We start from the raw sequence: 22,811 nt of genomic DNA, 5'->3' as shown, positions 1-22,811 counted from the left end.
CCGCGAGAGCGGGGGATGAGCCGGGTAGGGCAGGGGTGCAGTCTGTGAGGCAGGCGTGAACGAAAACAACGAGAAGGGGCCGTGGCGGACGCTGACCGCCGTCGCGGCGACACCTGCTCTTTTCCGTCGCTACGGCCATCTCGTCGCGGCCGGCGGCGCCGATCCGATTCCGGCCAATGCCGGCACGGCGCGGCGCCACGACATCACGGCGTTCGAGACCGACACACGGACGGGAAGCCGGCTGATCGCCTCGCTGTTCGAGACGGCGCCGCAGGCGCTGCCGCTCACCGTGCGGCTGATGGAACGCCATGCGTTTTCGCAGCAGGCCATCGTCGCCATGCAGGGGGAGAGTTTCATCCTCGCCGTCGCGCTGGATGACGGGCAGGGCCGCCCGGACCTCGGCACGCTGCGGGCTTTCGCCTTCGCCGGCGGCGGGGCGGTCTATGGGCGCGGGGTCTGGCACACGCCGATCATCGGGCTTGGCGGGGCGGGGCGTTTCTTCGTCCAGTCCTGGCAGGCCGGAACCATGGAGGATTGCGAGGAGCGGATCGTCGCTCCCTTTGTCATCGGCGCGGGGTGACGGCGGCGCGGTGGGAACGCTCCTCGCGGGGCGGCGTTGTTCTGGCAGTTCATCTCAGCAGGAGCATTCCCATGGCCGACGCCAACAAGATCAACGAGAACCTTCCTTCCAGCGCCGATGCGCTGGTGCGCGAGGCGGGGCGCAACATGTCCTCCGCCGGCGAAGCGGTACGGGAAGGCATGCATGAGGCGGCCGACCGCGCCTCGGGCCTCTATGCCGCCGGTAACGCTGCGGTCGCCAACCGCATCGACGTGCTTCCGGGCATGGTGACGGCGGCGCTGGCCGGCGTGGTCGTGGGCTATTTCATCGGCCGTGATCGCCACCACAGCCGCTGGTGACCCCTGGCGGCGTCAGCTTACGTCGGGCAAACCGAGGGGCAGGGGCGCATCGCACCTGCCCTTCTTCACGTGCGGTGTGCGTTAGTGGCGAGCCGGACCTGGCGCCACGGTCGCGCCCAGCGTGCCGAGGAGGAAATCCGCCCGCGCCTCGACCGTCCGTTTCGGCAGAAGCGTGACCTCATAGCCGAGCGCCGGGTAGGTGGCGAGCAGGCGCTCATACTCGGCTATGGCGGCGGAGAAGTCGTGCCGGCGCGCCTCATCGCCGGCAAAAATGTCTGGCCAGGGCGGGGTCAGGAACACCCGCCCATTATAGCGATGCGCGGCGCAAAGCGCGGCGTCCAGCGGCTCACCGGTCGCGAAGGCCAGGGCGGCGGCGGCGTCGACCAGCCCGCGATCGAAGAACACCCAGCCGCCCTGGTCCTGCGCCGCCGCCCGGTCCTGCTGCGCGAGGGTGACGGCGCGGCGGGCAAAGCCGGCGAGATCGACCCAGGGCAGGTCCGTCCCGCCCGCGCGTAGCTGCTCGGCAACGATGCGACGCCCGGGCTCCTCGACAGTCGCGAAGCCGCGCCGCGCGAGTTCGGCCAGCAGCGTGGACTTGCCCCCGCCCGAGCAGCCGGAAATGACGACGAAACGATCCATGGAGCCTCCCGGCGTCAAGGCGCGGCCTGACGCTCCGCCACCTTCTTCTTCAGCGCCTTCATTTCCTCGAAGCGGGGGGTGATGTCCCGCAGCACGGCGGCCATGCCGGTGACCTTGCCGGCCGGGTCCTTGATGAGGGCGATGGTGAATTCCAGCGAGATGCGCCGTCCGTCGCGGGTCAGCCCCGGCACGGCGAGCATGTCGCCGGCGCCGTAGCGGCTCTGACCGGAGGCGACGGTCTCGCGATAACCCTCCCAATGCCGGGCGCGGAACGGCTCGGGAATGATGATGTCGAGCGAACGGCCCAGCGCCTCCTCCTCGGTGAAGCCGAAAATCCGCTCGGCGCCGGGGTTCCACAGCACGATCGCCCCCTCGGCATCGCTGACCACGACGGCGTCGGCCGCGCTGTCGAGCAGCGCGTCGCTGATCGCCGCGCGGGTGACATCGCCGACCGTGCGCGAGTGGCGCTCCGCCACGGTTGCGGGCGGGGAGGACGGTGCGGCGCTCGCCGGCGGCGGGTCGTCGAACAGGTCTTCCACCGCCCCGAAGAACTCGTAATGCAGCCGTTCCGGCGGAACGCCCGCCTTGGCGAGGGCCGGCACGAAGACCCGAAGGAAGCGGGTGGGGCCGCAGACAAAGTACTCCGCCTCGGCGACGGCGGAATGTGCCAGCAGCCAGTCGGGCGTCAGGTGTCCGGCAAGGACACCGTCGCTGGCCTCGCCGTCGTTCGCCCGCGTATGGAACAAGGCCGTCGCCGCGCCCAGCGCGGCGGCAAGGGTGCGCAGATGCGCGCCGAAGGCCTGGGTGGCGCGGCTCTGGGTGCAATGGATGAACTGCAGCCGGGGCCTGCGATGGTCGGCGGCCAGCGCCTCCAGCATCGCCACCATCGGCGTCAGTCCGACGCCGGCGCTGAGCATGACCAGCGGGCGCGCATCGTCCGCCGGCAGCACGAAGCTGCCGGATGGCGGGGCGATGTCCAGCACCGTGCCCTCGCGCGCCACATCATGCAGCCATTTCGACACCATTCCTTCCGCCTCGCGCTTCACCGAGATGCGGTAGGTCTCGCCATTGGGCGCGGCGGAGATGGTGTAGTTGCGTTTCTGCCGACCCGCGCCGGGAATGTCGGCGAACAGCGTCAGATGCTGCCCGGCGACATGCGGCGCGGGCGGGCGCCCGTCGCGCGGGCGCAGCACGAAAGAGGTGATGACATCGCTCTCCCGATGGCGGCTTTCGATCACAAAGGGCCGCACGCCCGACTCTGGACCCTTCATCCCCGTCTGGCCGCTGCTATCGGTCATCCCTTGCCTCCCCTGAAATCATGTATACGCTATACATGTATTCTCCGACTGGAAAGCCTCCAGACAGCCATGCAGCTGACGCGCTATTCCGATTACGCCCTGCGCGTCCTGATCTACCTCGCGGCGCGGGGGGACCGGCTCTGCGCGATTTCCGAAATAGCGGCCGCCTATTCGATCTCGCAGAACCATCTGATGAAGGTGCTGCACGACCTCGGCAAAGCGGGCTATGTCGCCAGCGTGCGGGGGCGCGCGGGCGGTTACCGGCTGGGCCGGCCCGCCGGGACGATCCGCGTGGGCGAGTTGCTGCGTCATACCGAGGGGGATGACTGCCTCGTCGGCTGCGAGGGCTGCGCGCTGGCCGGCGGCTGCGGCGTCCTTCCCGTGCTCAACGAGGCCATGGACGCTTTCTTCGCCGTGCTGGACAGCTATACCGTGGCCGATCTCGTGGAGCGAAAACCGGGCTTTCAGCGCCTCATTCTCTCCCTCGGCATCGCGACGCCGCGCGCCGGAGCCGCCTGATGAGGGCCAGAACATCCCTCACCCCACCTACAGCCGACCCTTGGCGCGCGCCGCTCGCGTGCAAGCCGTGCCGACGCATGCCGTTTTCTTGGAGGCTGCCTTGTCTGTCAGTTCCCGCCTGAGACTGTTCCGTCCCATCCTCGCCGGCGCGAGCCTGCGTGATCGCCTGCTCGCCTGCGCCGGGGCGCTGGTCGGCATCGCGCTCACCGGGCTGATCTGCGCCTTCGCCGCGACGGATCCGCAGCATCTGCTGTGGCTGGTGCCGCCCATGGGGGCCTCGGCCGTGTTGCTGTTTGCGGTGCCGGCCAGCCCGATGGCGCAGCCCTGGCCGGCCATTGGCGGCAACACGCTTTCCGCGCTGGTCGGCGTTCTGGTGGCGCATGTCATGCCGCTGTCGCCGCTCTCCGCCGGCATCGCGGTCGGCGGCGCGATCGCGGTCATGTCGCTGCTGCGCTGCCTGCACCCGCCGGGTGGCGCCGCCGCGCTGGTGGGCCTTTTCGCGGGCGCCACCTCCGGCTTCGTCTTCCCCTTCCTGCCCGTCGGGGCGAATGCGGTGGTGCTGGTGGCCTCCGCCTGGGTCTATCATCGCTTTTCCGGCCATGTTTATCCGCATGTCCCCATTCCGCCCGCCAAGCCGGCGAAGGAGATGCCGTGGACGTTCAGCAAGGCGGACCTTGCCGCCGCCCTGGAGCGCACGGGCGAGACCTTCGACATCGACGTGAACGATCTTGAGCGGCTGCTGCGCGACATGGAGCAGGGGGCGCTGGCGCGTTCCTACCGCGATCTCTCTTGCGCCGATGTCATGCATTCGGGCGTCATCGCGGCGCAGCTTTCCATGACGCCGCAGGAGGTGCGCGCGCTGCTGGTCCAGCACGATGTACGCCGTCTGCCCGTCCTCGATGATGCGGGACGGATCGTCGGCGCCGTGGGCCTGCGCGAACTGGCGTTGCCGGCCACGCCCCTGGCGGAAATGTCGCTTGCGGAGGCGATGACGCCGGCCAGCACGGCCGCGCCGGACACGCCGGCCATTGCCCTGCTCGACCGCTTCGCCAATGACCGCGTCCATGCCGTCTTCATCGTCGATGCCGCCGAGCGCCCGCTGGGCGTGGTGACGGAGGCGGACTGGCTCGCCATCCTCCGGCGCGGACTTGCCTGAGCAATCTGTCGCGAGCAAACCGGGCTCTTCGCCCGGTTTTGGTAGGGTTTTGCCGGAAAATGGGTGCGGAGTACCGCGCCGGGATTTGACCCCCGTTTCCGGCCTCGCACGGCCGGAACGTCTCGCAGATTTGGGGATTAGCCCTCGCAATTAGAGGACGAGGAGCCCCCCCATGAAAGCGCTGACCTGGCACGGCAAGGGCGACATACGCTGCGAGAGCGTGCCCGATCCGACCATCGAGGACGCCCGCGACGCCATCATCAAGGTCACGGCCTGTGCCATCTGCGGGTCCGACCTGCATATTTATGGCGGCATCATTCCCGGCATGCAGCATGGCGACGTGATCGGCCATGAAACCATGGGCGAGGTGGTCGAGGTCGGTGCCGGCAACGGCAAGCTCAAGGTCGGCGACCGGGTGGTGGTGCCGTTCACCATTTCCTGCGGCGAATGCTTCTTCTGCAAGCGCGGCTATTTCTCCGGCTGCGAGCGCACCAATCCCGACCGTGCCAAGGCGATGAAGCTGTGGGGCAATTCGCCCGGCGGCCTGTTCGGCTATTCGCATCTTCTGGGCGGCTATGCCGGCGGGCAGGCGGAATATCTGCGCGTGCCCTATGCCGATGTCGGTCCGATCAAGGTGCCGGACTCCCTCACCGATGAGCAGGCGCTGTTCCTCTCCGACATCTTCCCTACCGGCTACATGGCGGCGGAATTCTGCGACATCCAGCCCGGCGATACCATCGCCATCTGGGGCTGCGGGCCGGTCGGGCAGATGGCGATCCGCTCTGCCTTCCTGCTCGGCGCCGAGCGGGTGATCGCCATCGACACCGTTCCCGAGCGGCTCGCCATGGCGCGGGCCGGCGGGGCGGTGACGCTCGATTTCCATGAGGAGGACATCTATGACCGCCTTATGGAACTGACCCGTGGTCGCGGGGCCGATGCCTGCATCGACGCCGTGGGCACCGAGGCCGACGCCACCGCCAGTGCCGATTCCGTGGTCGACCGGGTGAAGACGGCGCTGTTCATGGGCACCGACCGCCCGCATGTGCTGCGTCAGGCGATCCATTGCTGCCGCAATTTCGGAACGGTTTCCATTGTCGGCGTCTATGGTGGCTTCCTTGACAAGGTGCCGATGGGCTCGGCGATCAATCGCGGCCTGCGCTTCCGCATGGCCCAGACGCCGGTGCAGCATTATCTCGCCCCGCTGATGGAGCGCATCGAAAAGGGAGAGATCGACCCCTCCTTCGTCATCACCCACCGCGCCTCGCTGGAGGACGGACCCGATCTCTATAAGTCCTTCCGCGACAAGCAGGATGGCTGCATCAAGGTCGTGCTCAAGCCCTAGGGACACCCGCCATGGCCTATGTCACCCGGCCGCTCGCGGTCGTCACCGGGGCTTCCACCGGCATCGGGTTCGAACTCGCCCGCTGCGCCGCCGAGCGTGGCTACGACCTCGTTATCGCCGCCGACGAGCCGCGCATCGAGGAGGCCGCGCAAGTGCTGCGCGGGCTCGGCACCCGTGTAACCGCCGTTGAGACTGATTTGGCCCGGCGCGAAGGGGTCGACGAACTCTATGAGACGGTCCGCACGCTCGGCCAGCCGGTCGATCTGCTGATGGCCAATGCCGGCCTTGGTCTCGGGCATGGCTTTCTCGATCAGGAGGTCGAGACGTGGAAGCGGGTGGTGGACACCAATGTCACCGGCACCGCCTATCTGATCCACCGCATCGGCAGGGATATGCGGGCGCGGGATTGCGGGCGCATTCTCATCACCGGCTCGATCGCCGGCTTTATGCCGGGGGCGTTCCAGGCGGTCTATAACGGCACCAAGGCATTCCTCAACTCCTTCTCCTTCGCTCTGCGCAACGAGCTGAAGGATACAAACGTCACCGTCACCTGCCTTATGCCCGGCCCGACCGATACCGCCTTCTTCGCCCGTGCCGATATGCTCGACACCAAGGTCGGCCAGGACGACAAGGACGATCCGGCCGAGGTGGCGAAGGTCGGTTTCGAGGCATTGATGAAGGGCGAAGGCGATGTCGTCAGCGGCTGGAAGAACAAGCTGCAGACCGCCGCCGCCAATCTCATGCCATCCGGAATGCTGGCCGAGCAGCACCGCAAGATGGCCGAGCCGCGGAAGGGGCGCCCATGAGCGTGCCTTCCGCGATTCTGCGCAGCTTTGCCGGCCGGACGCTCCGCTCGGGCAGCGCCGCCGCCATTGCCACCACGGTCGTGCTCGCGTTACGGGCGCGGGCGGAAGGACAGCACGTCGTGCAGCCGGTGAACGCCACCAGCCACTGGTTTCTGGGCGACGCCGCCGGCCGCTCGCGCGCGGTCGACCTGAAGCACACGCTCGGTGGCTATCTCACCCACCATGCGGCCTCGTTGCTCTGGGCGGGCGTGTTCGAGGCGCTGCGGCTCTGGCGTCCGCAGCGCAACCCGCTGGGCGATGCGGCTCTGGTGGCCACCTTCGCGGCGGTTGTGGATTACGCCGTCGTACCCAGACGCCTGACGCCCGGCTGGGAGCTGGTGGTGCGGCCGCGTTCCATTGCGCTCGCCTACACTGCCATGGGCCTGGTTCTCGCCACCGCCGCTGTCGGTCGGAGGGGCGGGCGATGATGAAGCCCCGTGACCGCCTGGTGCTGGGCGCGCTTGCCGGTATGGCCGCGACGCTGCCCATGACCATGGCGATGCGCCGCCTGCATGCGCGCTTGCCCGCCGCGCAGCGCTATCCCCTGCCGCCGCGCGAGATTACCGCCAAGCTGCCGCTTCTTGGCCTCACGCCGCCTACCGCCACGCTGGTGCATCATTTCGCCTATGGCAGTGCGGCGGGCGCCATTTTTGGCCTTCTGCCCCCGCGCCACGCGCGATTGGCCGGCCCATTTTTCGGCGTCGGCGTGTGGGTCGCGAGCTATCTCGGCTGGCTTCCGCTCATGGGGGTATTGAGGCCTGCAACAGTCCATCCCGCGCCGCGCAACACACTCATGCTTGCCGTGCATCTGGTATGGGGTGCGGGCCTGGCCGCCGGCTTGCGCGAACTGGAGCTGGCGAGGCGTTTCAGTTTTACCCGCGCCACGAGCCCGGCGCCTGTCTTGCAGGACCGTCCAGACGAGGTCGTGTGAAAACGCGGGTTGGTGGGGGTTCACCCGAGCGGAGGGATGTCCGGCCGGACGATCATCAGCCAGAGAATACCGAGAATGGCGCCAAAGGCCGGAAAGCCGAAGGCGAACCAGGTCCAGAACAGCCGGTGATAGGCGCGTGGCAGCGGTGCGCCGGCGGCTTCCGCGGCTTCGGCGAGATCGCGCATCCGCATCTGCATATAGACGACCGGTAGCCAGAAGGCGCCGATCACGAGATACAGGAGGATCGAAAGTACGATCCACCCTTCCGTCAGCGGATAGCCAACTTCACGTGCCAGCAATACCCCTGTGATAGGCTGGACGACAACAGCGCTGGCGGTGAACAGGAAATCTGCCGTCACCACGATGCGCGCTACCCCGGCGATCTTGGTGGCGTTGCCGGTGCGATGGGCCATCACCATGAAGAAGGCGATTCCGGCGCCGGTGCCGATCAGCACCACCGCGCCGATAAGATGCAGGAATTTCAGGATAAAATAGCCCATCACCGGTCCCTCAACGTGGCGAGGGCGACCAGATGCAGGGCGATTATCGGTGCGATCTTGAGCAAGGGCGCCAGCGGATCGAGCCACAGCCAGGGCGTCAGCACGCTGCCGGCCAGCGCGTAGAACAGCGCGACCGCGATCCCGCCGAGCAGGGCGAGCGGTGCAGTGAGGTGGACGATGAGACCGACGCCGACCAGAAGATCCGCCAGCCCGCCGCCGATCACCGCCAGCGGCGCGAGCGCCCCGGCGCCGCCCTGCCGCATCAGCGCGACCCCGCCTTCATAGCCCGGCCCGAGCGAGGCAAGCCCCGAACCGATCCAGAACAGGGCGAGGCTGAGGAGGATGACCGGCTTGAGCAGATAGAGCCCGGCGAACCAGCGTTCCTGCACCGAGGCCGGTCGTGCCGCCAGCGTCGCGGCAATCGCCTGCGGTGCGAGGCCGGTCGCGCGCTGCCAGGCGGAAGGGTCGCCCACCGCCCCGCGCGCGATTTCCCGCTGCGCCGTCGACCGCACCGGCGGGCGCCAGCCCAGCCGGCCGGCGAGGTCCCCCAGCCGGTAGAAAAGCCCGGCGATCGGCGCGGGCAGCGCGATCTCCCGCGCCGGCCGGTAGCCGAGCCAGCGGCGGTAGAGCCGGACAAGTGCGTTGAAGTCCAGCCTGTCCGGCCCCGCCAGTTCCAGCGCGAGCCGGGCCGGAGCGTTGGGCGCGCTGAAGAAGGCGACGGTGGCGACCACATCCGCCAGCGCCACCGGCTGCAAAGGCGCCGTCGCCGGCATGACGGGCAGGAGAGGCAGCGCCGCCAGCCCTCGGATCAGGGCGCTGGCGCCATAGGCCGCCGGCCCGAGCACGACGGAGGGCCGCAGGATCACCCAGTCCAGCGCGCTCGCCATCAGCGCCTCGTCCCCCGCCCGCTTGCTGCGGGAGAACTCGGTCGGCGTCGCCCGGTCCACGCCCATGGCGGAGAAATGGATGACGCGGCGCACGCCCGCGCTTTCGCAGGCGGTGACGAGGGCGGCGAGCCCGCGCTCATGCGTTGCGCTCACATCGTCGGCGGGCCCGCTCTGCAGCGCGCCCGCACAATTGACCACCACGTCGATTCCCGCCAGAAGCGGCACCCAATCCGCGCTCGGCGCGCGGGCAAGGTCGAGCGCCCGCCAGCGCAGCGACGGCATCGCCCGCGCGGCCGCATCGACAGCTCGCGCGACGCCGGTCACATCATGGCCGGCGGCCGCCAGATCGGCCGCCACATGTGCGCCGATCAGCCCGGTGGCGCCGATGATGAGGATGCGGGCCATGCCGCCTCACCCCTCGCAGCGGCGGTGACCGAGGCGCGGCCGGCTCACTTGTCGAGCTTATTGGCCATGTCGAGATGGTGCTTGAGCTCGGGAAGCATCTTCGCCGCCCAGGCCTTCAGCGCGGCATTGTCGCCGCCCTCGGCATAGCGCTCGAACAGCGAGATGGCATCTTCATGCGCGTCGACCTGCTCGTCGATATATTCTTCGTTGAACTCGGCCCCCTGCAGCTTGCGCAGATCGTCCATCGTCTCCTGATGCGCGCTGTCGAGCGTCGCCGGCAGGGTGACGTTGATATTGGCGCTCGCCACCAATCCCTTCAGCTCCTCGGAAGCCTTGCGGTGCGCGGTGATCATCTGCTGCGCGAAGGCCTTGGTGGCGGCGTCGCCGCGCTCAAGCGCCAGTTCGCTCGACTGGATCTCGAACATGCCGCTCACCGCGGCCTGGGTGGCGAAATCGGTGGTCGAGGGGCTGACGCCCAGTACCGCATTCACCCCGGTCTGCTCGCCGACCGACTGCGCGGCGGCCGGAAGCACGGAAAGCGGGGCAGCGGTGATGAGTGCCACGGTGAACAGCTTGAGGGCTTTCATTCTCGTCTCCATTTCTTGGAAGCGCGCATGGGCGCGTGCGGCGCCGGATCGCGCTCTACCCCTCGCTAAGTGGCAGTAACCAGGAAGGTTCCGTTGTGTGTCGAAGCCTTCTCAGGCTCCATAAGCAAATACTTTCGGCGATGTATCATGTAACCGCAGCGCTCTGATATGAATAAAGCGCCTTCGGTCTGCTATTCCGCTACCGTTGTTCCGCTAGCGCCCGCCATGCGCGGTGGCACAAGCACCGTCCGCCGATAGATGCGCGTCGGTCTTGCTCGGGGGCGCCTAGGGCGCTGCCGCCTCGCCCGATCCCGCCATCCGCCGGCGGGCAACGCTCTTTCCCGCGCAGGACGGGCGGCAGCCTTTGCTGCGCAGGAGTTCGGACAGCAATTGCATCCGCGCGAGCGGCGAGCGGGCTTCGGGGCCCGTCTTGGCGAGCTTTCCCGTCTCGAAAGCCGAGATCACGCTGTCATGGACATAGCTGGTGCGGCAGACCGTGAGCGTGTTGGCGAGTTCGTCGGCGAGGGGGGCGATGGCCTGACGGATCTGCTGGCGGCGGCCGCGCTCGCTCCCCGCCGGCTCCAGCCGGCCCAGCCGGTCGAGCACGCCGAGCGACGCCGTGAGGGTGCGGAAGTCCTTCAGCGATATGGCCTGCCCGCTGACCGCTTTCAGAAAGGCGTTCACATCGGCGCCGCGTACCGCGTGGACGCCGCCATCCTCGCCCCGGTATTTGAACAGGCGCGCGCCGGGCATCTCCTTCAGCTGCGCCAGCGCGCGGGCGAGATCGGCGTCGCGGCACTGCTTGCGGATGGGTTTGCCGCCCTTGCCCTTGAAGGCCAGCGCCACCTCGTCGTCGTTGATCCGCAGATGCGACTTGAGCAGTGTCGTCGCCCCGCGCGTGCCGTGCTCCAGCGCATATTCCTCGCTGCCGGCGCGGATCGCGGTGAGCGCCACAAGCTGCACCACGGCAGCAAGGGCGAAGCGGCGGGGGGAGGAGGGCTGGCGCAATTCGCGGCGCACGTTGCGCAGGATGCGGGGCAGCGCCTGGGCGAGACCGGAGAGCCGGTCGGCCTTCAGCGTCTCGCGCACCAGCGTCCAATCCGGGTGATAGCGGTATTGCAGCCGCCCGGCGGCGTCTTCGCCGACGGCCTGAAGATGGGCGCGCGGATCGGCGGCGAAGCACACATTGCGGTAGGCCGGCGGCACGGCGAGCCGCCGCAGCCTTGCCAGTTCCTCCGCATCCTTCAGAGCCGCGCCGTCGGCGGTCTCATAGCTGAAGCCACGCCCGCGCCGCTTGCGGCGGATGGTGAGGCTGGTGGGTGAGACGATCTTGAGATCGAAGCGGCGCGCCAGGCGCCGGATGGTGGTTTTTTCGGCCATGTCGATGAACGCGCCTCCGGGGGAGTGACGCTCAACGTGCCGCGCTGTCGCCGGTTCCGGCCGGAACGGTCCGCCTCTCCGGCGCGTTCTGGCCGAAGAAGCGGGAGGAACGCCATGGACGAACGAGACGAGACCATACGCGCGCGGGCCCACCAGTTGTGGGAGCAGGAAGGCCGCCCGGAAGGCCGGGCCGAGGATCATTGGGTGGAGGCCAAGGAGATTCTGGCGATCGAGGAAGGCCGCCCGGAAACCTTGCTTTCGGTGGAGGAAACCGCGTCGCCGCCGGTGGAGCCGATCGAGGCGCTGACCAATGCTGGCGAGTTTCCCACCCTTACCGACCAGGGCGAAATGCAGATCCCCCACCATCCGGACGCGGCGACCGCACCGGCGGAAAGTGGGGCGGCCGGACAGGTCTCCGGCCGCAAGAAGCCGCCTGTGTGAGCGACGAGACGGCGATGGAGAGCGGGGCGGCCATCGGCCGCCCCGTTTTCCTACAGCCGGCGCTCGATGGCGCCTTCCACCTGGCCGAGCATGCCACCCATGCCTGATTTGGAGACCTGACCCGTCTGTGCGCCGCCGTCAGGCCGCGCCGGGGCAAGGCTGGGCTCGCCGCCGAGCGGCTTCGACACCTGTCCGGTGAATTCGGAGCGCCCGTCCATGCTGGGCCCGGAGGACCAGCGGCCCTCGGGAATGGTGCCGTCGGTCATGTGGCCGAGATAGACATAGGAGAAATCGCGGTTCTCCTGCTCCTGCGGGAAGCTGTCGGGGATCGGCAGCGCCGCGGCGCCGCCCAGTTCCTCGATCGCCGCCAGCCATTGCTGCTGGTGCATGGTGTCGCGGGCGATGAGAAAGGACAGCATGTCCTTCATGCCGGGATCGTCGGTCATGTTGTAGAGCCGCACCGCCAGCACGCGGCCCGAGGCTTCCGCCGTCACATTGGCATACATGTCGGCGGCGATGTTGCCGGAGGCGTAGACATGCGAGGCGCAGAACGGCACGCCATTGGCGTCGGCCGGCAGCGCTGCGAGGCCGGTGGAGAGAAGATGGCGGAAATCCATGCCGTTCAGCACGCCACCGCCGACGGCATCCGCCGAGATTTCCTCCTGGAGCGACAGCGGCGCGTTCTCGAGGTTCAGCGCCACGGCCGTCGCCAGCATCTCGATATGGCCCAGTTCTTCCGTCGCGGTGTTGAGCAGCATGTCGCGATACTTCACCGGGCCACGGGCGCCGAAGGCCTGGAACATGTACTGCATGGCCACGCGGATTTCGCCCTCCACCCCGCCAATCGCCTGCTGCAGCGCGCGGGCGAAGACCGGATCGGGTTTCTCGACGCGCACCGGATATTGCAGCTTGCCGTCGGTGTAGAACATCTGAACCTCCAGGATATGCCGGGGCGGCCGGTCCCCGGTCGGGACCGCCGCGTGATGGCTGTAAGTGTTGGCGTGGCGGCGCACCGAAACAGGCGCACGCTCGCAGACCAACAGGCAATCCCGGCCATCGTTCCGATATTATCTCGGCAATCGATATCTGCGGCAGCCAAGTAGTGAGGCGAGGTAATTCTATGGGAAGTCGCGCGTTTTACCTGTCGATCCCGGCGGATCGGTCGGCGAGAGGGGCCATTCGGCAAGGCGCGCTCAGGCCGGCTCCATCCGCGCGAGGTGGAGCTTGACCCCGCTCTTCTCGGCGACGCTGGCGAGGTCGCCGACCGGCGCGGCCTCGGTGACCAGCAGATCGATGTCGCGCAGCGATCCCAGCCGAACCAGCCCGCGCCGGCCGAACTTGCTGCTGTCGATGGCGAGGATCACCCGCCCCGCCTGCATCATCGCGGCGCGCACGGCAGCGACTTCGGCATAATCGTCATCGCCGATATCGCCATCCTCGTCGATGCCGCTGACCGAAATGACGACGAAGTCGAATTTGAACGCCTGGATGAACTCGGCCGAGGTCTGGCTGAACACGCCGCCATCCACCTGCCGGACGAAGCCGCCGGGGACGGCGATGGTGAAATCGGTGCGGTCGCTCAGCGTCGAGGCGACGCGCAGGCTGTAGGTGACGATGCGCAGCGCCGTGTGGTCGATGAGCGCGCGGGCCACCGCCTCGCAGGTCGTGCCGGTGTCGAGGAAGACCGAGGCATTGTTGGGCACGAGCCGGGCGACGGCGGCGCCGATGGCCTCCTTGGCCTGCGCATTGGCGATGCGGCGCTGCCGGTAGACGGTGGGATCGATGGGGGTCGAGGCCACGGCGCCGCCATGCAGCCGGCGCACCTTGCCCTCCAGCTCCAGCGCGACGATGTCGCGCCGGGCGGTCTGGGTCGTCACCGAAAAGCGGCTCGCGATCTCCTCGATCGAGATGTAGCGGTTCTGGTCGAGATACTGCACCAGGAAGGCGCGGCGGCGCGCCTTCTTGCCCTCGTCGTCCCGCTCGTCGTCGCGCATCAGCATGTCGGCTCTCGAAAGCACAGCGTCACAATAGTCAGCGACCCATGCGGCGTCCATCAGGCGCCGCATGGGTCGAGACGGCTCGGTGCCGGCCGGAGGCATGATCCGGCCGGCAGAGGATGAAACGGAAGGGCCGTGCGTCAGAACTTGACGCTCAGCGTCCCCGTGAGGCCGTTGTCGCTCTGGCCGGAGCCGAACTGCCCGTCATATCCGATGCTGACGGTAGCATGTTCCGTGGCGGCGAACTCGATCCGCGCGCCGAGCACCGCGACATTTTCCGCGATCGGCGCGCCGGCGACCGAGAACACGTCGCCGCCGACGAAGGCGAGCGAGGCGTCGGGCGTGATGTCGCCCGAAGCATGCTGCCAGCCGACGGTTCCGTGCAGCGTGGCCTGCATCCCCCCGACGTTGAAGCTCGTGGACGCGCGCAGCCCCAGCGTGGTGAAGAAGGTGTCGAGGCTGTCGCTCTGCCCGCCCAGCGCGGTGACCCCGCCCTGCTCGGCGAAGGCGTCATTGCTGAAGTGGACATAGGCGAGATTGACGAAGGGTTCGAACACCGCCGTGCCGTTCTCGAAGCGGTAGCCGAGTTCGCCGAAGACCTGCGAGGTCGCGGCATCGTAATCGGCGGTGAGCCGCTCGCTGATGGTCGGGATGTTGACCTGGCGCAGGCTGTCGATGGTGTGCCAGGTATAGGCGGCGCCGAGGCGCACCCCGACCGGGCCGGCCTGCGTGCCGGCATAGAGGCCGAGATGGACGTTGTCGCTGTCCGCGCTGGCGGCGAGGTCGTCGAGGCTGACCGAGGTCTGGCTGTAGCCGGCCAGCATGCCCACGCGCCAGTTGCCGGGCAGGCCGGCATCGAGGCCGCCGAGGACGCCGCCGGTGTTGCTGGTGAGGCCGTCGGCGTTGCTGTCGCCGTCGACCGCGTTCCAGCTGCCGAAGCCGCGCATCCACATGGCGACGCCCTTGGTATCCGCCGCCACCGGGCGAGGCGCCTTGGTGTCGAGGCTGGCCACGGCCATGTCGGAAATCAGCATCTCGCCCGCCGAGGCACGCAGCCGGTCATCCATCGCGTCGCGGACGAAGCGGCTGGTGCTGACCAGCACGCCGGAAGTGGAAGCGTGCACCTCGCCGCCGATCTGGCTGAAGATGCCCCGCGCCGTCGCCGCGTCCTGCATGACGATGGCGTTGTAGAGCGCATTGCCATAGCCGAGGCTTTCGGCGCCGCGCGCCGCCGCCTGCTGGTTGCTGGTGTAGCCCACCTTGTCGAAGGCGGTGTCGTTGCGCGCCATGGTGAGCCGGATGTCGGTCGCGCCATAGGCCAGCGTCGGGTCGAGGAAGGCGAGGTTGGAGGTGACGTCGGCGAACGTCCCCTCGATGCCGCCGGCCGAGGTGAGGATGGTGTAGGCGGTTTCGGGCAGATAGTTGCCGCCGGCCGCGATGCCGATCACGCTGCCGCCTTCGATGGTGGTGGCGCCGGTGACGGCGACGAGGTCGCTCTTGCCCTCGGCGTTGAGTTCGACCTGATAGATGGAACCGGCGGCGAAGGTCAGGTTGCCCGCCACATTGAGCGTGCCGATGGACTGGCCGGGCGCGAGCGTGCCGCCGGAGGCGACGCGCAGATGGCCCACCGTGCCGGTGCCGGCCAGGGCGGCGCCGTCGAAAACGGTGGTCAGGGACGAGGTGGCGATCGACCCGTTGACCACCAGCAGGCCCTCTTCGACCTTGGTCTCGCCGCTATAGGTGTTCTGGCCGAACAGGCCGAGCGCACCCTCGCCCAGCTTCGTCAGGCTGCCGGTGCCGGAAATCACCCGGCCGATCGCCACGGCGTTGTCCGCCGCGGCGACTTCGATGCCGCCACCGCCGGCTTCCAGCACGACCGCGCGGTCGAGCAGCGTCATGGCCGTGCCGGCAATGCGCAGCGTGCCATTGTCGAGATGCAGGCTGGCCGCCGAGGTGCCGAGGGCGGCGTCCTCGTCGACGATGAGCGTGCCGGCATCGGTCACCAGCGTCTGGCCGATGAAGCTGTGATCGTCGATGCAGTAGTCGCGGATCGCCTGCTGGAAGCGCGGGTCGGTGCTCTTGCAGTCCAGCAGCGTCTTCTTTTCTTCCAGCGTCAGGCCGGTAAGGATCGGATTGCCGTTCTCGTCGGAGATCTGCCCGAGATAGACATCGGTGCGCATATTGTTGCGCGTGAGGTAGAATTCCTTGTTCTTCTCCGCGAACACGGTGGCGTCGGAACCCCAGACGAGGCGGGTTTTCTCGACGTCCTTGCTGTCCACCGTCTCGGTATAGGTCTCCAGCGCCGGGCCGATCCATTTGAGCGTGTGGGCCACCGGCTCATGGTCGGCCAGCGGAGCGCTGCCGTCATTGATGAAGCCGACATCGTCGAGCACGCCGGTATAGGCGTCCTTGGGATCGTCAACGATGGTGTACCACTTGCCGAACGGGCGGGAGACCATGAAATGGTCGATCGTCACCCGGTCCCAGCTGGTCCAGGTGTTGGTGGCATCCTCGCCGGCCGAGGGCCAGGTGGTGGTGCCGTCCTTCAGCTCATGCGGCGCGAAGGGCTCGCGCTCCGCTGCGGTGGTCAGCAGCATGTACTGCTTCTTCAGCACGTTCATCGTCACCGGCGTGTTCGAGGCCACCGGATAGGTCTCGTCCTCGAAGGTGATGCCGTTCTGCGCCATGTCCTTGGCGATGATCTGTTCCCACTGGCGCCAGCTGAGCTGCGAGATGCTGGTCTTGCCGGGGAACTCGCTGCGGTTGGCGTCGAAATAGGCCTGGATCACGTTGCGGTAATGCACCGTGCCATTGCCGTCCACCACCTGCATCGAGGCGGCGTAGGCCTCATACTGGCTCGCCTTGCCTTCCGGGGTGTATTCCTTGGCCAGCTGCTTCCACAGCGCCGAGGAGCCGCTGTCGACGATGGTGCGGGCGAAGAGATAGGACTGCTGATCGGCATTGTGCAGGCCGCGCTCGGACACGTCGCCGGCATTGAAGTCGCCGACGAGAATGATCGGCGTGTCGGAGCCCGCCGCCCAGCTGTTCATGCCCTTCACCTCGTTGAGGCGGGCATTGGGCTCGTCGTAATAGTTGAGATGCACCGAGCCGATGATGGTCTGCGGCACGCCGTTCTGCGCATCGATCTTCTGATAGGCGACGGCATCGCCGAGCGAGCTGGAGCCGAAGCTGCCGGACAGCCGGCTGAGCACGCTGACATCGCTGATCTGCGTGCCGGCATAGGTGCCGAGGCCGGCGTCGCCGAGCATCTGCGTCAGGCCGGGAATGTACTTGGTATTGGTGCGCGATTCCTGCAGGGCGATGATGTCGTAATTGCCGTTGATGAAAAAGTCCGAGGTGACGCCGAGATTGTTGGCGTACTGGTCGCCCCAGGTGTTCAGCGTCAGGATGCGGAGCGTTCCGTCCTCCGCCTGGGCGGCAACGGTGCCGAACACCGTCATCGCCGCCCCGCACAGGAGGCGGGAGGTGAGTGTGGCGAGGCTGAAGTCACGTCGGTGGCGGGTTTTCCCAAGAGTCATCATGCAGTCCCCATGCGCCCGGAGTGCCGCGCCCGGCCCGGAAAGCGACACTGGCTCCCGGATTTCGGTCGGCGTTGATCGAGGACTGTCGATTTGGCAGATCAGTATGTCACTTAGATTACATTTTTGGGGTGGTCAGACATGGCGACGGTGCTCAGGCACCCTCGCGGTCGGGCCGCGTGCCCTGTGTGGCTTTTTGCCAACACAGAGACCGCCGAGGTGGCGCCGCCGCAGGGGTCTTATCGCGGGCAAGGGGCGCCCAGATATTCTCAGACGAAAGTCCATATAGCTGAAAAGATTCGTCTTTTATGACGATAGGAGCGTATCGCACGGCCTGGGGGCGGGCCGTGCCGTGACGTTCCGGGGCTGGCCCATATCCGCCGCATCGTTGCTGGCGGCGCCCGGAAATGCCTCTGCGCGCTTCACATGGGAGGAACGCGATGGCGGTTATGCGCGTCGCCTTTTGAGCGTTTTCTCTAAAGAAATGTCGATAAAACGACATTCGTGTCCTGCTGCGATCCGGGCGATCAGGCGCGGCCGGAGACCCGGCCGGGTGGCGTGATCGACAGGCGCCGCACTTCCGGGCGGTAGGTCTGGTTCTGCTGCCGGCGCAGCGAGGTGCGGAAGTCGCGGGGCGTCATGCCGAATTGCGCGTGGAACGCGCGCGACAGAACGCTGGGATAGGAAAAGCCGCAGGCGGTGGCGACATCCTTGATGCCGAATTCCTCATAGAACAGCATGTTGCGGGCGGCCTGCAGGCGGATGCGCAGGTAAAGCCGCATCGGCGTCTCGTCGAAGGAGCGGCGGCATTCGCGCTGCACCGTCTTCGGTGACACCGCCAGAGCTTCCGCGATGTCGTCCAGCGGCAGGGGGAAATCCAGATTGCGCTCCATCAGCGCCACGATCCGGTCGGACAGGGCCGGGGCGGCGGCGGCCGGCGCGTCGTCGAGCCGCTGCGGTGTGGCGGCCGGGCGGGGCGCGTAGACCAGCGCATTGGCCACCTCGCTCGCCAGGGTAGGCGTTTTCAGCCGCCCGATGAGATCGAGCATCATGTCGAGCGTGGCGATGCCGCCGGCGCAGGTGAGGCGCTGGCCGTCGATCAGGTAGATCTGTCCGTTCACACCGACGCCGGGGAAACGCTCGCGGAAGGTCGGCACCGCCTCCCAGTGCAGCACGACCTCGCGCTTGTCGATGAGCCCGGCCTGAGCGAGGGCGAAGGTGCCGGTATCGACCGCGCCGATGGACGCGCCGAACCGGGCGGCGGTGCGCAACTGGCTGAGCAGCTTCGAGGAATTGCGCTGCATCGGCAAATTGCCCTCGAAAACGAGATAGAAATCGGCGGCCGGCATGGACTGCAGGCTGTCATCCGCCGACATCCACAGCCCGTTGCTGGCCCGTACCGGCGCCCCGTCCTCGGAGACGAAGCGCCAGCGGAACATTTCGCGCCCGCTGTTCTGGTTGGCGATGCGCAGCGCCTCGCTCGCCAGCACCAGCGCGTTCAGCGGAAATTCCGGCTGCAGGATGAAATTGAACGCGGGGACCCCGCCCTCGCGCAGGCCGGGGGAGTCCGTGGCAGGCGAGGGGCTGGGCATGGGGGGTCTCGTCGTCGCCGGGCTGACCAGAAACATCAAAAATGAGGCCAGATATGTCAACTCGTTCGGCGTTTTGCCGTCACTATGAGGCCACGGAATGATCCGGGGAACCGCTGGCGGGCCCCTCGGCGCCGGGATTTGTTGACACGACATTTGAGTGCGCACGCGACGCTTTCGTCCGTGAACGTCTGCGGCCGTCCGGCCGTGGGCGCGGGATGACGCGTGGCTGCCGCGAGCTGCGGAGTGGTGACGTGCAGACGGAAATTCTCAAGAAAAAGCTCGAAGGCTGCTATGTCACGGTGCCGACGCCCTTCCGCGACGAGGAAGGGTTTCCCGTCGACGAGGCCGCGCTGCGCACCTATGTGCGCTTCCTCATCAATGGCGGGCTGACCGCCGAGACGGCCGTGTTCCTCGCCGGCGGCGCGGCGGGCGATTTTTCCACCATGACCTTCGACGAGCGGGTGCGGGTGGCGGAGATCGTCATCGACGAGGTCGGCGGCCGCGTCCCGGTGGCGATGGGCGCGCAGACCACGAGCACGCTGGAACTGATCCGTCTCGCCAAGGCCGCCCAGCGCATCGGGGCGGACTTCATCCAGGTGTCGTGCCCGTTCTATTTCAGCCATACCGAGGCGGATTTCGAGGAGTTCGTCCGCGCGGCGGCGGAAGCGGCGCCGGAGATCGGCATCATCATCTACAACACCTTCTGGAACACCACGAACATCTCGTTCCGGATGGTGGAGCGGCTGGCGGAGATCCCGAATGTGGTCGGCCTGAAATGGGCGACCCCGCGCACCGACGCGATGGAATTCGAGAGCGTGGCGGCGCATTTCTCCAAGCGCTTCACCATCATCGACAACAATCTGTTCTTCGCCTTCAGCGCCATGCCCGCGCTCGGCGCCAAGGCGTTCGAGGTGCATCTGTGCAATTTCTGGCCCGAATGGGGGCTGAAGCTGGTGCGCGAGATCGGCGCGGGCAACTACACCGAAGTGGCGCGCATGCTCGTGGAAGAGGCCATGCCGTTCTACAAGCTCTGGGTCGAGATCGAGCGCGATTTCACCAGCGGCGACGGCTATCTCGACAAGCTGTGCATGGAACTCGTCGGCCTGCCCTCCAGCCGCTGCCGCCCGCCGACGCGCGACGCCCGCCCGCATTACCGCGCGGCGACGCTCGACATGATGCGCCGCATCGGCACGCCCAATCTCGTGGCCGGCTGAGGGGCACCATGGCGGGCGCGGCGAACCTCATCATCCTGGCTGCCGGCGACAATGTCGGCATCGCGCTGCGCGACATCCGCGCCGGCGAGCGGGCCGCGACGCTCACCGGCGTATCGCTGCAGGCGCTGGAAGATATCCCCCAGGGCCACAAGCTGGCGCTGGGCGACATCGGCGAGGGTCAGGACATCGTGCGGTTCGCCATGAAGGTGGCGGTCACGCGGGCGGCGATCGGGCAGGGGCGTCTCGTCCACGTCCACAACGTCGCCAGCCGCTACCTCAACAATGACGAGGACCATTATGAGTAGCCTCGCCACCTCTGCCCCGCGTGCCGGCATGCGCGGATTTCGTCGCCAGGATGGCCGCAAGGGCATCCGCAACTATGTGCTGGTCGCCTATCTCGTGGAGTGCGCCCACCATGTCGCCCGCATGATCGCGGCGCCGCATCAAATGGAAGGCGCGCAGCTGATCGGCTTTCCCGGCTGCTACCCCAGCGACTATGCCGAGCGGGTGATGACCGCCCTTACCACCCATCCCAATGTCGGCGCGGTGCTGCTGGTCTCGCTCGGCTGCGAGGAATTCCAGCGCAGCCGTCTCAAGGCGGCGATCGCCGCCAGCGGACGGCCGGTCGAACTGCTGACCATTCAGGCCTGCGGCGGCACCGCCGCCACGGTGGCGCAGGGGCGCTCCTGGGTGGCGGAACAGCTCACCGCCCTCGCGGCCATGGAGAGCGTGCCGGTCGCGCTCAGCGATCTCGTCATCGGCACCAAATGCGGCGGTTCGGACGGCCTGTCCGGGGTGACGATCAACCCGGCGGTCGGCCATGCCAGCGACCTTCTGGTCGATGCCGGCGCGACCGTGATGTTCGAGGAGACCTGCGAGCTGATCGGCTGCGAGGAGCATATGGCCCGCCGCGCCACCACGCCGGAACTCGCGGAGGCGTTGCGCGGCGCGGTGCGCAAGGCGGACGCGTATTATACCGCGCTCGGCCATGGCAGCTTCGGCGGCGGCAACATCAAATACGGGCTGTCGACGCTGGAGGAAAAATCGCTCGGCGCCTATGCCAAGAGCGGCTCGCGCCCGATCCGCGGCCTGCTGAAGCCGGGGGTGCGCCCAGCCGGGCCCGGCCTTTATCTCATGGACACGGTGAATGACGGGCCGGTGCGCTACGGCATTCCCAACATCAACGACACCCAGACCATCACCGAGATGGTGGCGAGCGGCTGCCATCTGATCCTGTTCACGACCGGCGCCGGTTCCGTTGTCGGGCAGGCCGTGGCCCCGGTCATCAAGGGCGTGTCGAACTCGCGTACCTATCGCCGCATGCAAGGCGACATGGACGTCAATGGCGGCACGATCGCCGATGGCGTGGAGACGGTGGAGGATGTCGGCCGCCATCTGGTGGACGCCGTCATCGCCGCGGCTTCGGGCGCGCCGACCAAGTCCGAAGCGCTCGGGCACCAGGAATTCGTTCTGTCCTACAAGACTTACGAAGCGCTCGGCCCCGGCTGCCTGCCGGTCTGAGCGACGTCAGTATCGCACAAGCAATAACCAGAGCGGGGATCGCAATGATCATGTCTGCAACACTCGGAAAGCGACTTGCCGGCGCGGCGCTTCTTGCCGTCAGCCTGTTCGGTGCCGGTCAGGCCAAGGCCCTCGACGATGTGAGGCTTCGGCTCAACTGGATGTGGTACGGCTCACACGCGGCTTTCGCCCTCGGCAAGGACCGCGGCTATTTCAGGGATGCCGGGATCAATCTCGACATCCGCTCCGGCAACGGCTCGGGCTCGGCGCACCGGCTGGTCGCCAATGGCGACAGCACCTTCTCCTACGGCTCCTGCGCCGGGCTGGTGAACCTTGCCGCCAAGGGCGCGCCGCTGATCTCGGTCGCCGTCATCGACGCGATGGGGACGGAGGCCATCATCGTGCGCCCGGATGCCGGCGTCTCCAAGATCACCGACCTCAAGGGCAAGAAGCTGCTCACCACTTCCAATGCCGGGGTGAACACCTTCTTTCCGCTGGTGCTGAAGAATGCCGGCCTTGCCGAAGGCGATGTCGGCATCATCAATGTGCCGGACGGCGCGCTGGTGTCGAGCTATCTGCAGGGCGCCGGCGGCACGGTCGGCATGCTCGGCGGCCTTGACGACAAGCCGGCCGAGATCAAGGCGGCCGGCGGGGCGCAACCCATCACCTTTCCCTATTCCGAATTCGGCGTGAATCAGGTCGGCTATTGCATCGTCACCTCCAGGGAGACGGTGGCGAAGAACCCGGATCTGGTGCGGCGCTTCCTCGCCGCGACGGTGAAGTCCTACAAGGCGGCGGAGGCCGACCCGCAGGCGGCGGTCAACGCGATGGGTGACATCGTCGGCGGCACCATGAACGAGGAAGCCGGAAAGAAGCAGGCGGCCGAGGTGCAGAAGGTGACCCTCGACGTGCTCTACTCCAAGGCCAATACCGGCAAGGTGCTCGGCATGAACGTTCCCGCCGACTGGAACGACATGATCGAGCTGATGAAGAAGTATAACGGCCTTGAGACCAAGGAGCCGGCGAGCTTCTTCTACACCAATGATTTCCTGCCGAAGTAGAGACTTGCGAGCCCGCGCGGGCGGGGAGAACCTCTCCGC

The 22,811-nt window shown here is 67.5% G+C and carries 23 protein-coding genes; 13 read left to right on the top strand and 10 right to left on the bottom strand.

Annotated features, from left to right (window positions below):
• Positions 1 to 55: 55 nt before the first annotated feature.
• Both J2S75_RS13250 and J2S75_RS13245 read left to right on the top strand, forming a co-directional pair.
• Positions 56 to 580, top strand: coding sequence for an ureidoglycolate lyase (locus tag J2S75_RS13250; protein ID WP_307020342.1), 525 nt, complete (start codon positions 56 to 58; stop codon positions 578 to 580).
• Between the two features lie 71 nt (positions 581 to 651).
• Positions 652 to 918: a hypothetical protein gene (locus J2S75_RS13245; protein ID WP_307020341.1), complete on the top strand. Its 267-nt coding sequence runs from the start codon at positions 652 to 654 to the stop codon at positions 916 to 918.
• A gap of 81 nt (positions 919 to 999) precedes the next feature.
• Here J2S75_RS13245 and J2S75_RS13240 read toward each other — a convergent pair whose 3' ends face one another.
• Together J2S75_RS13240 and J2S75_RS13235 are read right to left on the bottom strand one after the other, a co-directional pair.
• The gene (locus J2S75_RS13240) at positions 1,000 to 1,557 is read right to left on the bottom strand and encodes an AAA family ATPase (protein ID WP_307020340.1); all 558 of its coding nucleotides are present in this window, start codon (positions 1,555 to 1,557) and stop codon (positions 1,000 to 1,002) included.
• 14 nt (positions 1,558 to 1,571) lie between these two features.
• Positions 1,572 to 2,855, bottom strand: a complete 1,284-nt coding sequence (locus J2S75_RS13235; RefSeq protein WP_307020339.1) for a PAS domain S-box protein — start codon at positions 2,853 to 2,855, stop codon at positions 1,572 to 1,574.
• 69 nt (positions 2,856 to 2,924) lie between these two features.
• Between J2S75_RS13235 and J2S75_RS13230 the strand changes: the two genes are divergently transcribed.
• The 6 genes from J2S75_RS13230 to J2S75_RS13205 all read left to right on the top strand — a co-directional run bounded on the left by J2S75_RS13230 (position 2,925) and on the right by J2S75_RS13205 (position 7,648).
• Positions 2,925 to 3,374 (top strand): RrF2 family transcriptional regulator, encoded by a 450-nt coding sequence (locus J2S75_RS13230; RefSeq protein ID WP_307020338.1) that lies wholly within the window; start codon positions 2,925 to 2,927, stop codon positions 3,372 to 3,374.
• Positions 3,375 to 3,474: 100 nt separating this feature from the next.
• Positions 3,475 to 4,530: an HPP family protein gene (locus tag J2S75_RS13225; RefSeq protein ID WP_307020337.1), complete on the top strand. Its 1,056-nt coding sequence runs from the start codon at positions 3,475 to 3,477 to the stop codon at positions 4,528 to 4,530.
• Positions 4,531 to 4,702: 172 nt separating this feature from the next.
• On the top strand, positions 4,703 to 5,872 hold the full coding sequence (locus tag J2S75_RS13220; protein ID WP_307020336.1) for a zinc-dependent alcohol dehydrogenase: 1,170 nt from the start codon (positions 4,703 to 4,705) through the stop codon (positions 5,870 to 5,872).
• 11 nt (positions 5,873 to 5,883) lie between these two features.
• Positions 5,884 to 6,678, top strand: a complete 795-nt coding sequence (locus J2S75_RS13215) for an SDR family NAD(P)-dependent oxidoreductase (RefSeq protein ID WP_307020335.1) — start codon at positions 5,884 to 5,886, stop codon at positions 6,676 to 6,678.
• Complete coding sequence (locus J2S75_RS13210) at positions 6,675 to 7,145, top strand: hypothetical protein (protein ID WP_307020334.1); 471 nt, start codon at positions 6,675 to 6,677, stop codon at positions 7,143 to 7,145. Before J2S75_RS13215 ends, J2S75_RS13210 begins: the two co-directional genes overlap by 4 nt.
• Positions 7,142 to 7,648, top strand: coding sequence for a hypothetical protein (locus tag J2S75_RS13205; protein WP_307020333.1), 507 nt, complete (start codon positions 7,142 to 7,144; stop codon positions 7,646 to 7,648). Before J2S75_RS13210 ends, J2S75_RS13205 begins: the two co-directional genes overlap by 4 nt.
• Before the next feature lie 20 nt (positions 7,649 to 7,668).
• On the opposite strand, the gene J2S75_RS13200 is transcribed toward J2S75_RS13205, so the two are convergent.
• The 4 genes from J2S75_RS13200 to J2S75_RS13185 form a co-directional block, all read right to left on the bottom strand.
• A complete protein-coding gene (locus J2S75_RS13200; RefSeq protein ID WP_307020332.1) occupies positions 7,669 to 8,148 on the bottom strand; it encodes a DUF2269 family protein in 480 nt (159 codons plus the stop codon).
• Positions 8,148 to 9,440, bottom strand: coding sequence for an SDR family oxidoreductase (locus J2S75_RS13195; protein WP_307020331.1), 1,293 nt, complete (start codon positions 9,438 to 9,440; stop codon positions 8,148 to 8,150). The genes J2S75_RS13200 and J2S75_RS13195 overlap by 1 nt, the downstream gene beginning before the upstream one ends.
• Before the next feature lie 44 nt (positions 9,441 to 9,484).
• Positions 9,485 to 10,027: a DUF4142 domain-containing protein gene (locus J2S75_RS13190; protein ID WP_307020330.1), complete on the bottom strand. Its 543-nt coding sequence runs from the start codon at positions 10,025 to 10,027 to the stop codon at positions 9,485 to 9,487.
• Between the two features lie 285 nt (positions 10,028 to 10,312).
• Complete coding sequence (locus tag J2S75_RS13185; protein ID WP_307020329.1) at positions 10,313 to 11,407, bottom strand: DNA topoisomerase IB; 1,095 nt, start codon at positions 11,405 to 11,407, stop codon at positions 10,313 to 10,315.
• Positions 11,408 to 11,521: 114 nt separating this feature from the next.
• Here J2S75_RS13185 and J2S75_RS13180 point away from each other — a divergent pair, with 114 nt between their 5' ends.
• Complete coding sequence (locus J2S75_RS13180; protein ID WP_307020328.1) at positions 11,522 to 11,848, top strand: DUF2934 domain-containing protein; 327 nt, start codon at positions 11,522 to 11,524, stop codon at positions 11,846 to 11,848.
• Between the two features lie 50 nt (positions 11,849 to 11,898).
• On the opposite strand, the gene J2S75_RS13175 is transcribed toward J2S75_RS13180, so the two are convergent.
• The 4 genes from J2S75_RS13175 to J2S75_RS13160 all read right to left on the bottom strand — a co-directional run bounded on the left by J2S75_RS13175 (position 11,899) and on the right by J2S75_RS13160 (position 18,976).
• Positions 11,899 to 12,777, bottom strand: coding sequence for a manganese catalase family protein (locus J2S75_RS13175; RefSeq protein ID WP_307020326.1), 879 nt, complete (start codon positions 12,775 to 12,777; stop codon positions 11,899 to 11,901).
• Positions 12,778 to 13,041: 264 nt separating this feature from the next.
• Positions 13,042 to 13,848 (bottom strand): DeoR/GlpR family DNA-binding transcription regulator, encoded by an 807-nt coding sequence (locus tag J2S75_RS13170; protein ID WP_307020325.1) that lies wholly within the window; start codon positions 13,846 to 13,848, stop codon positions 13,042 to 13,044.
• 137 nt (positions 13,849 to 13,985) lie between these two features.
• Complete coding sequence (locus J2S75_RS13165; protein WP_307020323.1) at positions 13,986 to 17,387, bottom strand: autotransporter domain-containing protein; 3,402 nt, start codon at positions 17,385 to 17,387, stop codon at positions 13,986 to 13,988.
• Positions 17,388 to 17,911: 524 nt separating this feature from the next.
• Positions 17,912 to 18,976 carry a GlxA family transcriptional regulator gene (locus J2S75_RS13160; RefSeq protein WP_307020321.1) on the bottom strand — a complete coding sequence of 355 codons (1,065 nt, stop codon included), beginning with the start codon at positions 18,974 to 18,976 and terminating at the stop codon, positions 17,912 to 17,914.
• A 251-nt stretch (positions 18,977 to 19,227) separates the two neighbouring features.
• Between J2S75_RS13160 and J2S75_RS13155 the strand changes: the two genes are divergently transcribed.
• The 4 genes from J2S75_RS13155 to J2S75_RS13140 are packed head-to-tail and all read left to right on the top strand — an operon-like array spanning position 19,228 to position 22,772.
• Complete coding sequence (locus J2S75_RS13155; protein WP_307020319.1) at positions 19,228 to 20,190, top strand: dihydrodipicolinate synthase family protein; 963 nt, start codon at positions 19,228 to 19,230, stop codon at positions 20,188 to 20,190.
• A gap of 8 nt (positions 20,191 to 20,198) precedes the next feature.
• The gene (locus J2S75_RS13150; protein ID WP_307020318.1) at positions 20,199 to 20,495 is read left to right on the top strand and encodes a UxaA family hydrolase; all 297 of its coding nucleotides are present in this window, start codon (positions 20,199 to 20,201) and stop codon (positions 20,493 to 20,495) included.
• A complete protein-coding gene (locus tag J2S75_RS13145; RefSeq protein ID WP_307020316.1) occupies positions 20,488 to 21,711 on the top strand; it encodes a UxaA family hydrolase in 1,224 nt (407 codons plus the stop codon). The genes J2S75_RS13150 and J2S75_RS13145 overlap by 8 nt, the downstream gene beginning before the upstream one ends.
• Positions 21,712 to 21,761: 50 nt before the next feature.
• Entirely contained in the window at positions 21,762 to 22,772 is a 1,011-nt protein-coding gene (locus J2S75_RS13140; RefSeq protein ID WP_307020314.1) for an ABC transporter substrate-binding protein, read from the top strand.
• Positions 22,773 to 22,811: the final 39 nt, after the last annotated feature.

Source organism: Ancylobacter polymorphus, assembly GCF_030813495.1.
GTDB lineage: Bacteria > Pseudomonadota > Alphaproteobacteria > Rhizobiales > Xanthobacteraceae > Ancylobacter > Ancylobacter polymorphus.
Note: the sequence above shows the minus strand (reverse complement) of the source record. Positions and strands in the feature narration are given on the sequence as shown.

Coding starts and splice junctions, on each gene's coding strand:
- J2S75_RS13245 (WP_307020341.1), top strand. CDS start 652: ATGGCCGACGCCAACAAGATCAACGAGAACCTTCCTTCCAGCGCCGAT.
- J2S75_RS13240 (WP_307020340.1), bottom strand. CDS start 1,557: ATGGATCGTTTCGTCGTCATTTCCGGCTGCTCGGGCGGGGGCAAGTCC.
- J2S75_RS13235 (WP_307020339.1), bottom strand. CDS start 2,855: ATGACCGATAGCAGCGGCCAGACGGGGATGAAGGGTCCAGAGTCGGGC.
- J2S75_RS13230 (WP_307020338.1), top strand. CDS start 2,925: ATGCAGCTGACGCGCTATTCCGATTACGCCCTGCGCGTCCTGATCTAC.
- J2S75_RS13220 (WP_307020336.1), top strand. CDS start 4,703: ATGAAAGCGCTGACCTGGCACGGCAAGGGCGACATACGCTGCGAGAGC.
- J2S75_RS13215 (WP_307020335.1), top strand. CDS start 5,884: ATGGCCTATGTCACCCGGCCGCTCGCGGTCGTCACCGGGGCTTCCACC.
- J2S75_RS13210 (WP_307020334.1), top strand. CDS start 6,675: ATGAGCGTGCCTTCCGCGATTCTGCGCAGCTTTGCCGGCCGGACGCTC.
- J2S75_RS13205 (WP_307020333.1), top strand. CDS start 7,142: ATGATGAAGCCCCGTGACCGCCTGGTGCTGGGCGCGCTTGCCGGTATG.
- J2S75_RS13200 (WP_307020332.1), bottom strand. CDS start 8,148: ATGGGCTATTTTATCCTGAAATTCCTGCATCTTATCGGCGCGGTGGTG.
- J2S75_RS13195 (WP_307020331.1), bottom strand. CDS start 9,440: ATGGCCCGCATCCTCATCATCGGCGCCACCGGGCTGATCGGCGCACAT.
- J2S75_RS13190 (WP_307020330.1), bottom strand. CDS start 10,027: ATGAAAGCCCTCAAGCTGTTCACCGTGGCACTCATCACCGCTGCCCCG.
- J2S75_RS13185 (WP_307020329.1), bottom strand. CDS start 11,407: ATGGCCGAAAAAACCACCATCCGGCGCCTGGCGCGCCGCTTCGATCTC.
- J2S75_RS13180 (WP_307020328.1), top strand. CDS start 11,522: ATGGACGAACGAGACGAGACCATACGCGCGCGGGCCCACCAGTTGTGG.
- J2S75_RS13175 (WP_307020326.1), bottom strand. CDS start 12,777: ATGTTCTACACCGACGGCAAGCTGCAATATCCGGTGCGCGTCGAGAAA.
- J2S75_RS13170 (WP_307020325.1), bottom strand. CDS start 13,848: ATGCTGATGCGCGACGACGAGCGGGACGACGAGGGCAAGAAGGCGCGC.
- J2S75_RS13165 (WP_307020323.1), bottom strand. CDS start 17,387: ATGATGACTCTTGGGAAAACCCGCCACCGACGTGACTTCAGCCTCGCC.
- J2S75_RS13160 (WP_307020321.1), bottom strand. CDS start 18,976: ATGCCCAGCCCCTCGCCTGCCACGGACTCCCCCGGCCTGCGCGAGGGC.
- J2S75_RS13150 (WP_307020318.1), top strand. CDS start 20,199: ATGGCGGGCGCGGCGAACCTCATCATCCTGGCTGCCGGCGACAATGTC.
- J2S75_RS13145 (WP_307020316.1), top strand. CDS start 20,488: ATGAGTAGCCTCGCCACCTCTGCCCCGCGTGCCGGCATGCGCGGATTT.
- J2S75_RS13140 (WP_307020314.1), top strand. CDS start 21,762: ATGTCTGCAACACTCGGAAAGCGACTTGCCGGCGCGGCGCTTCTTGCC.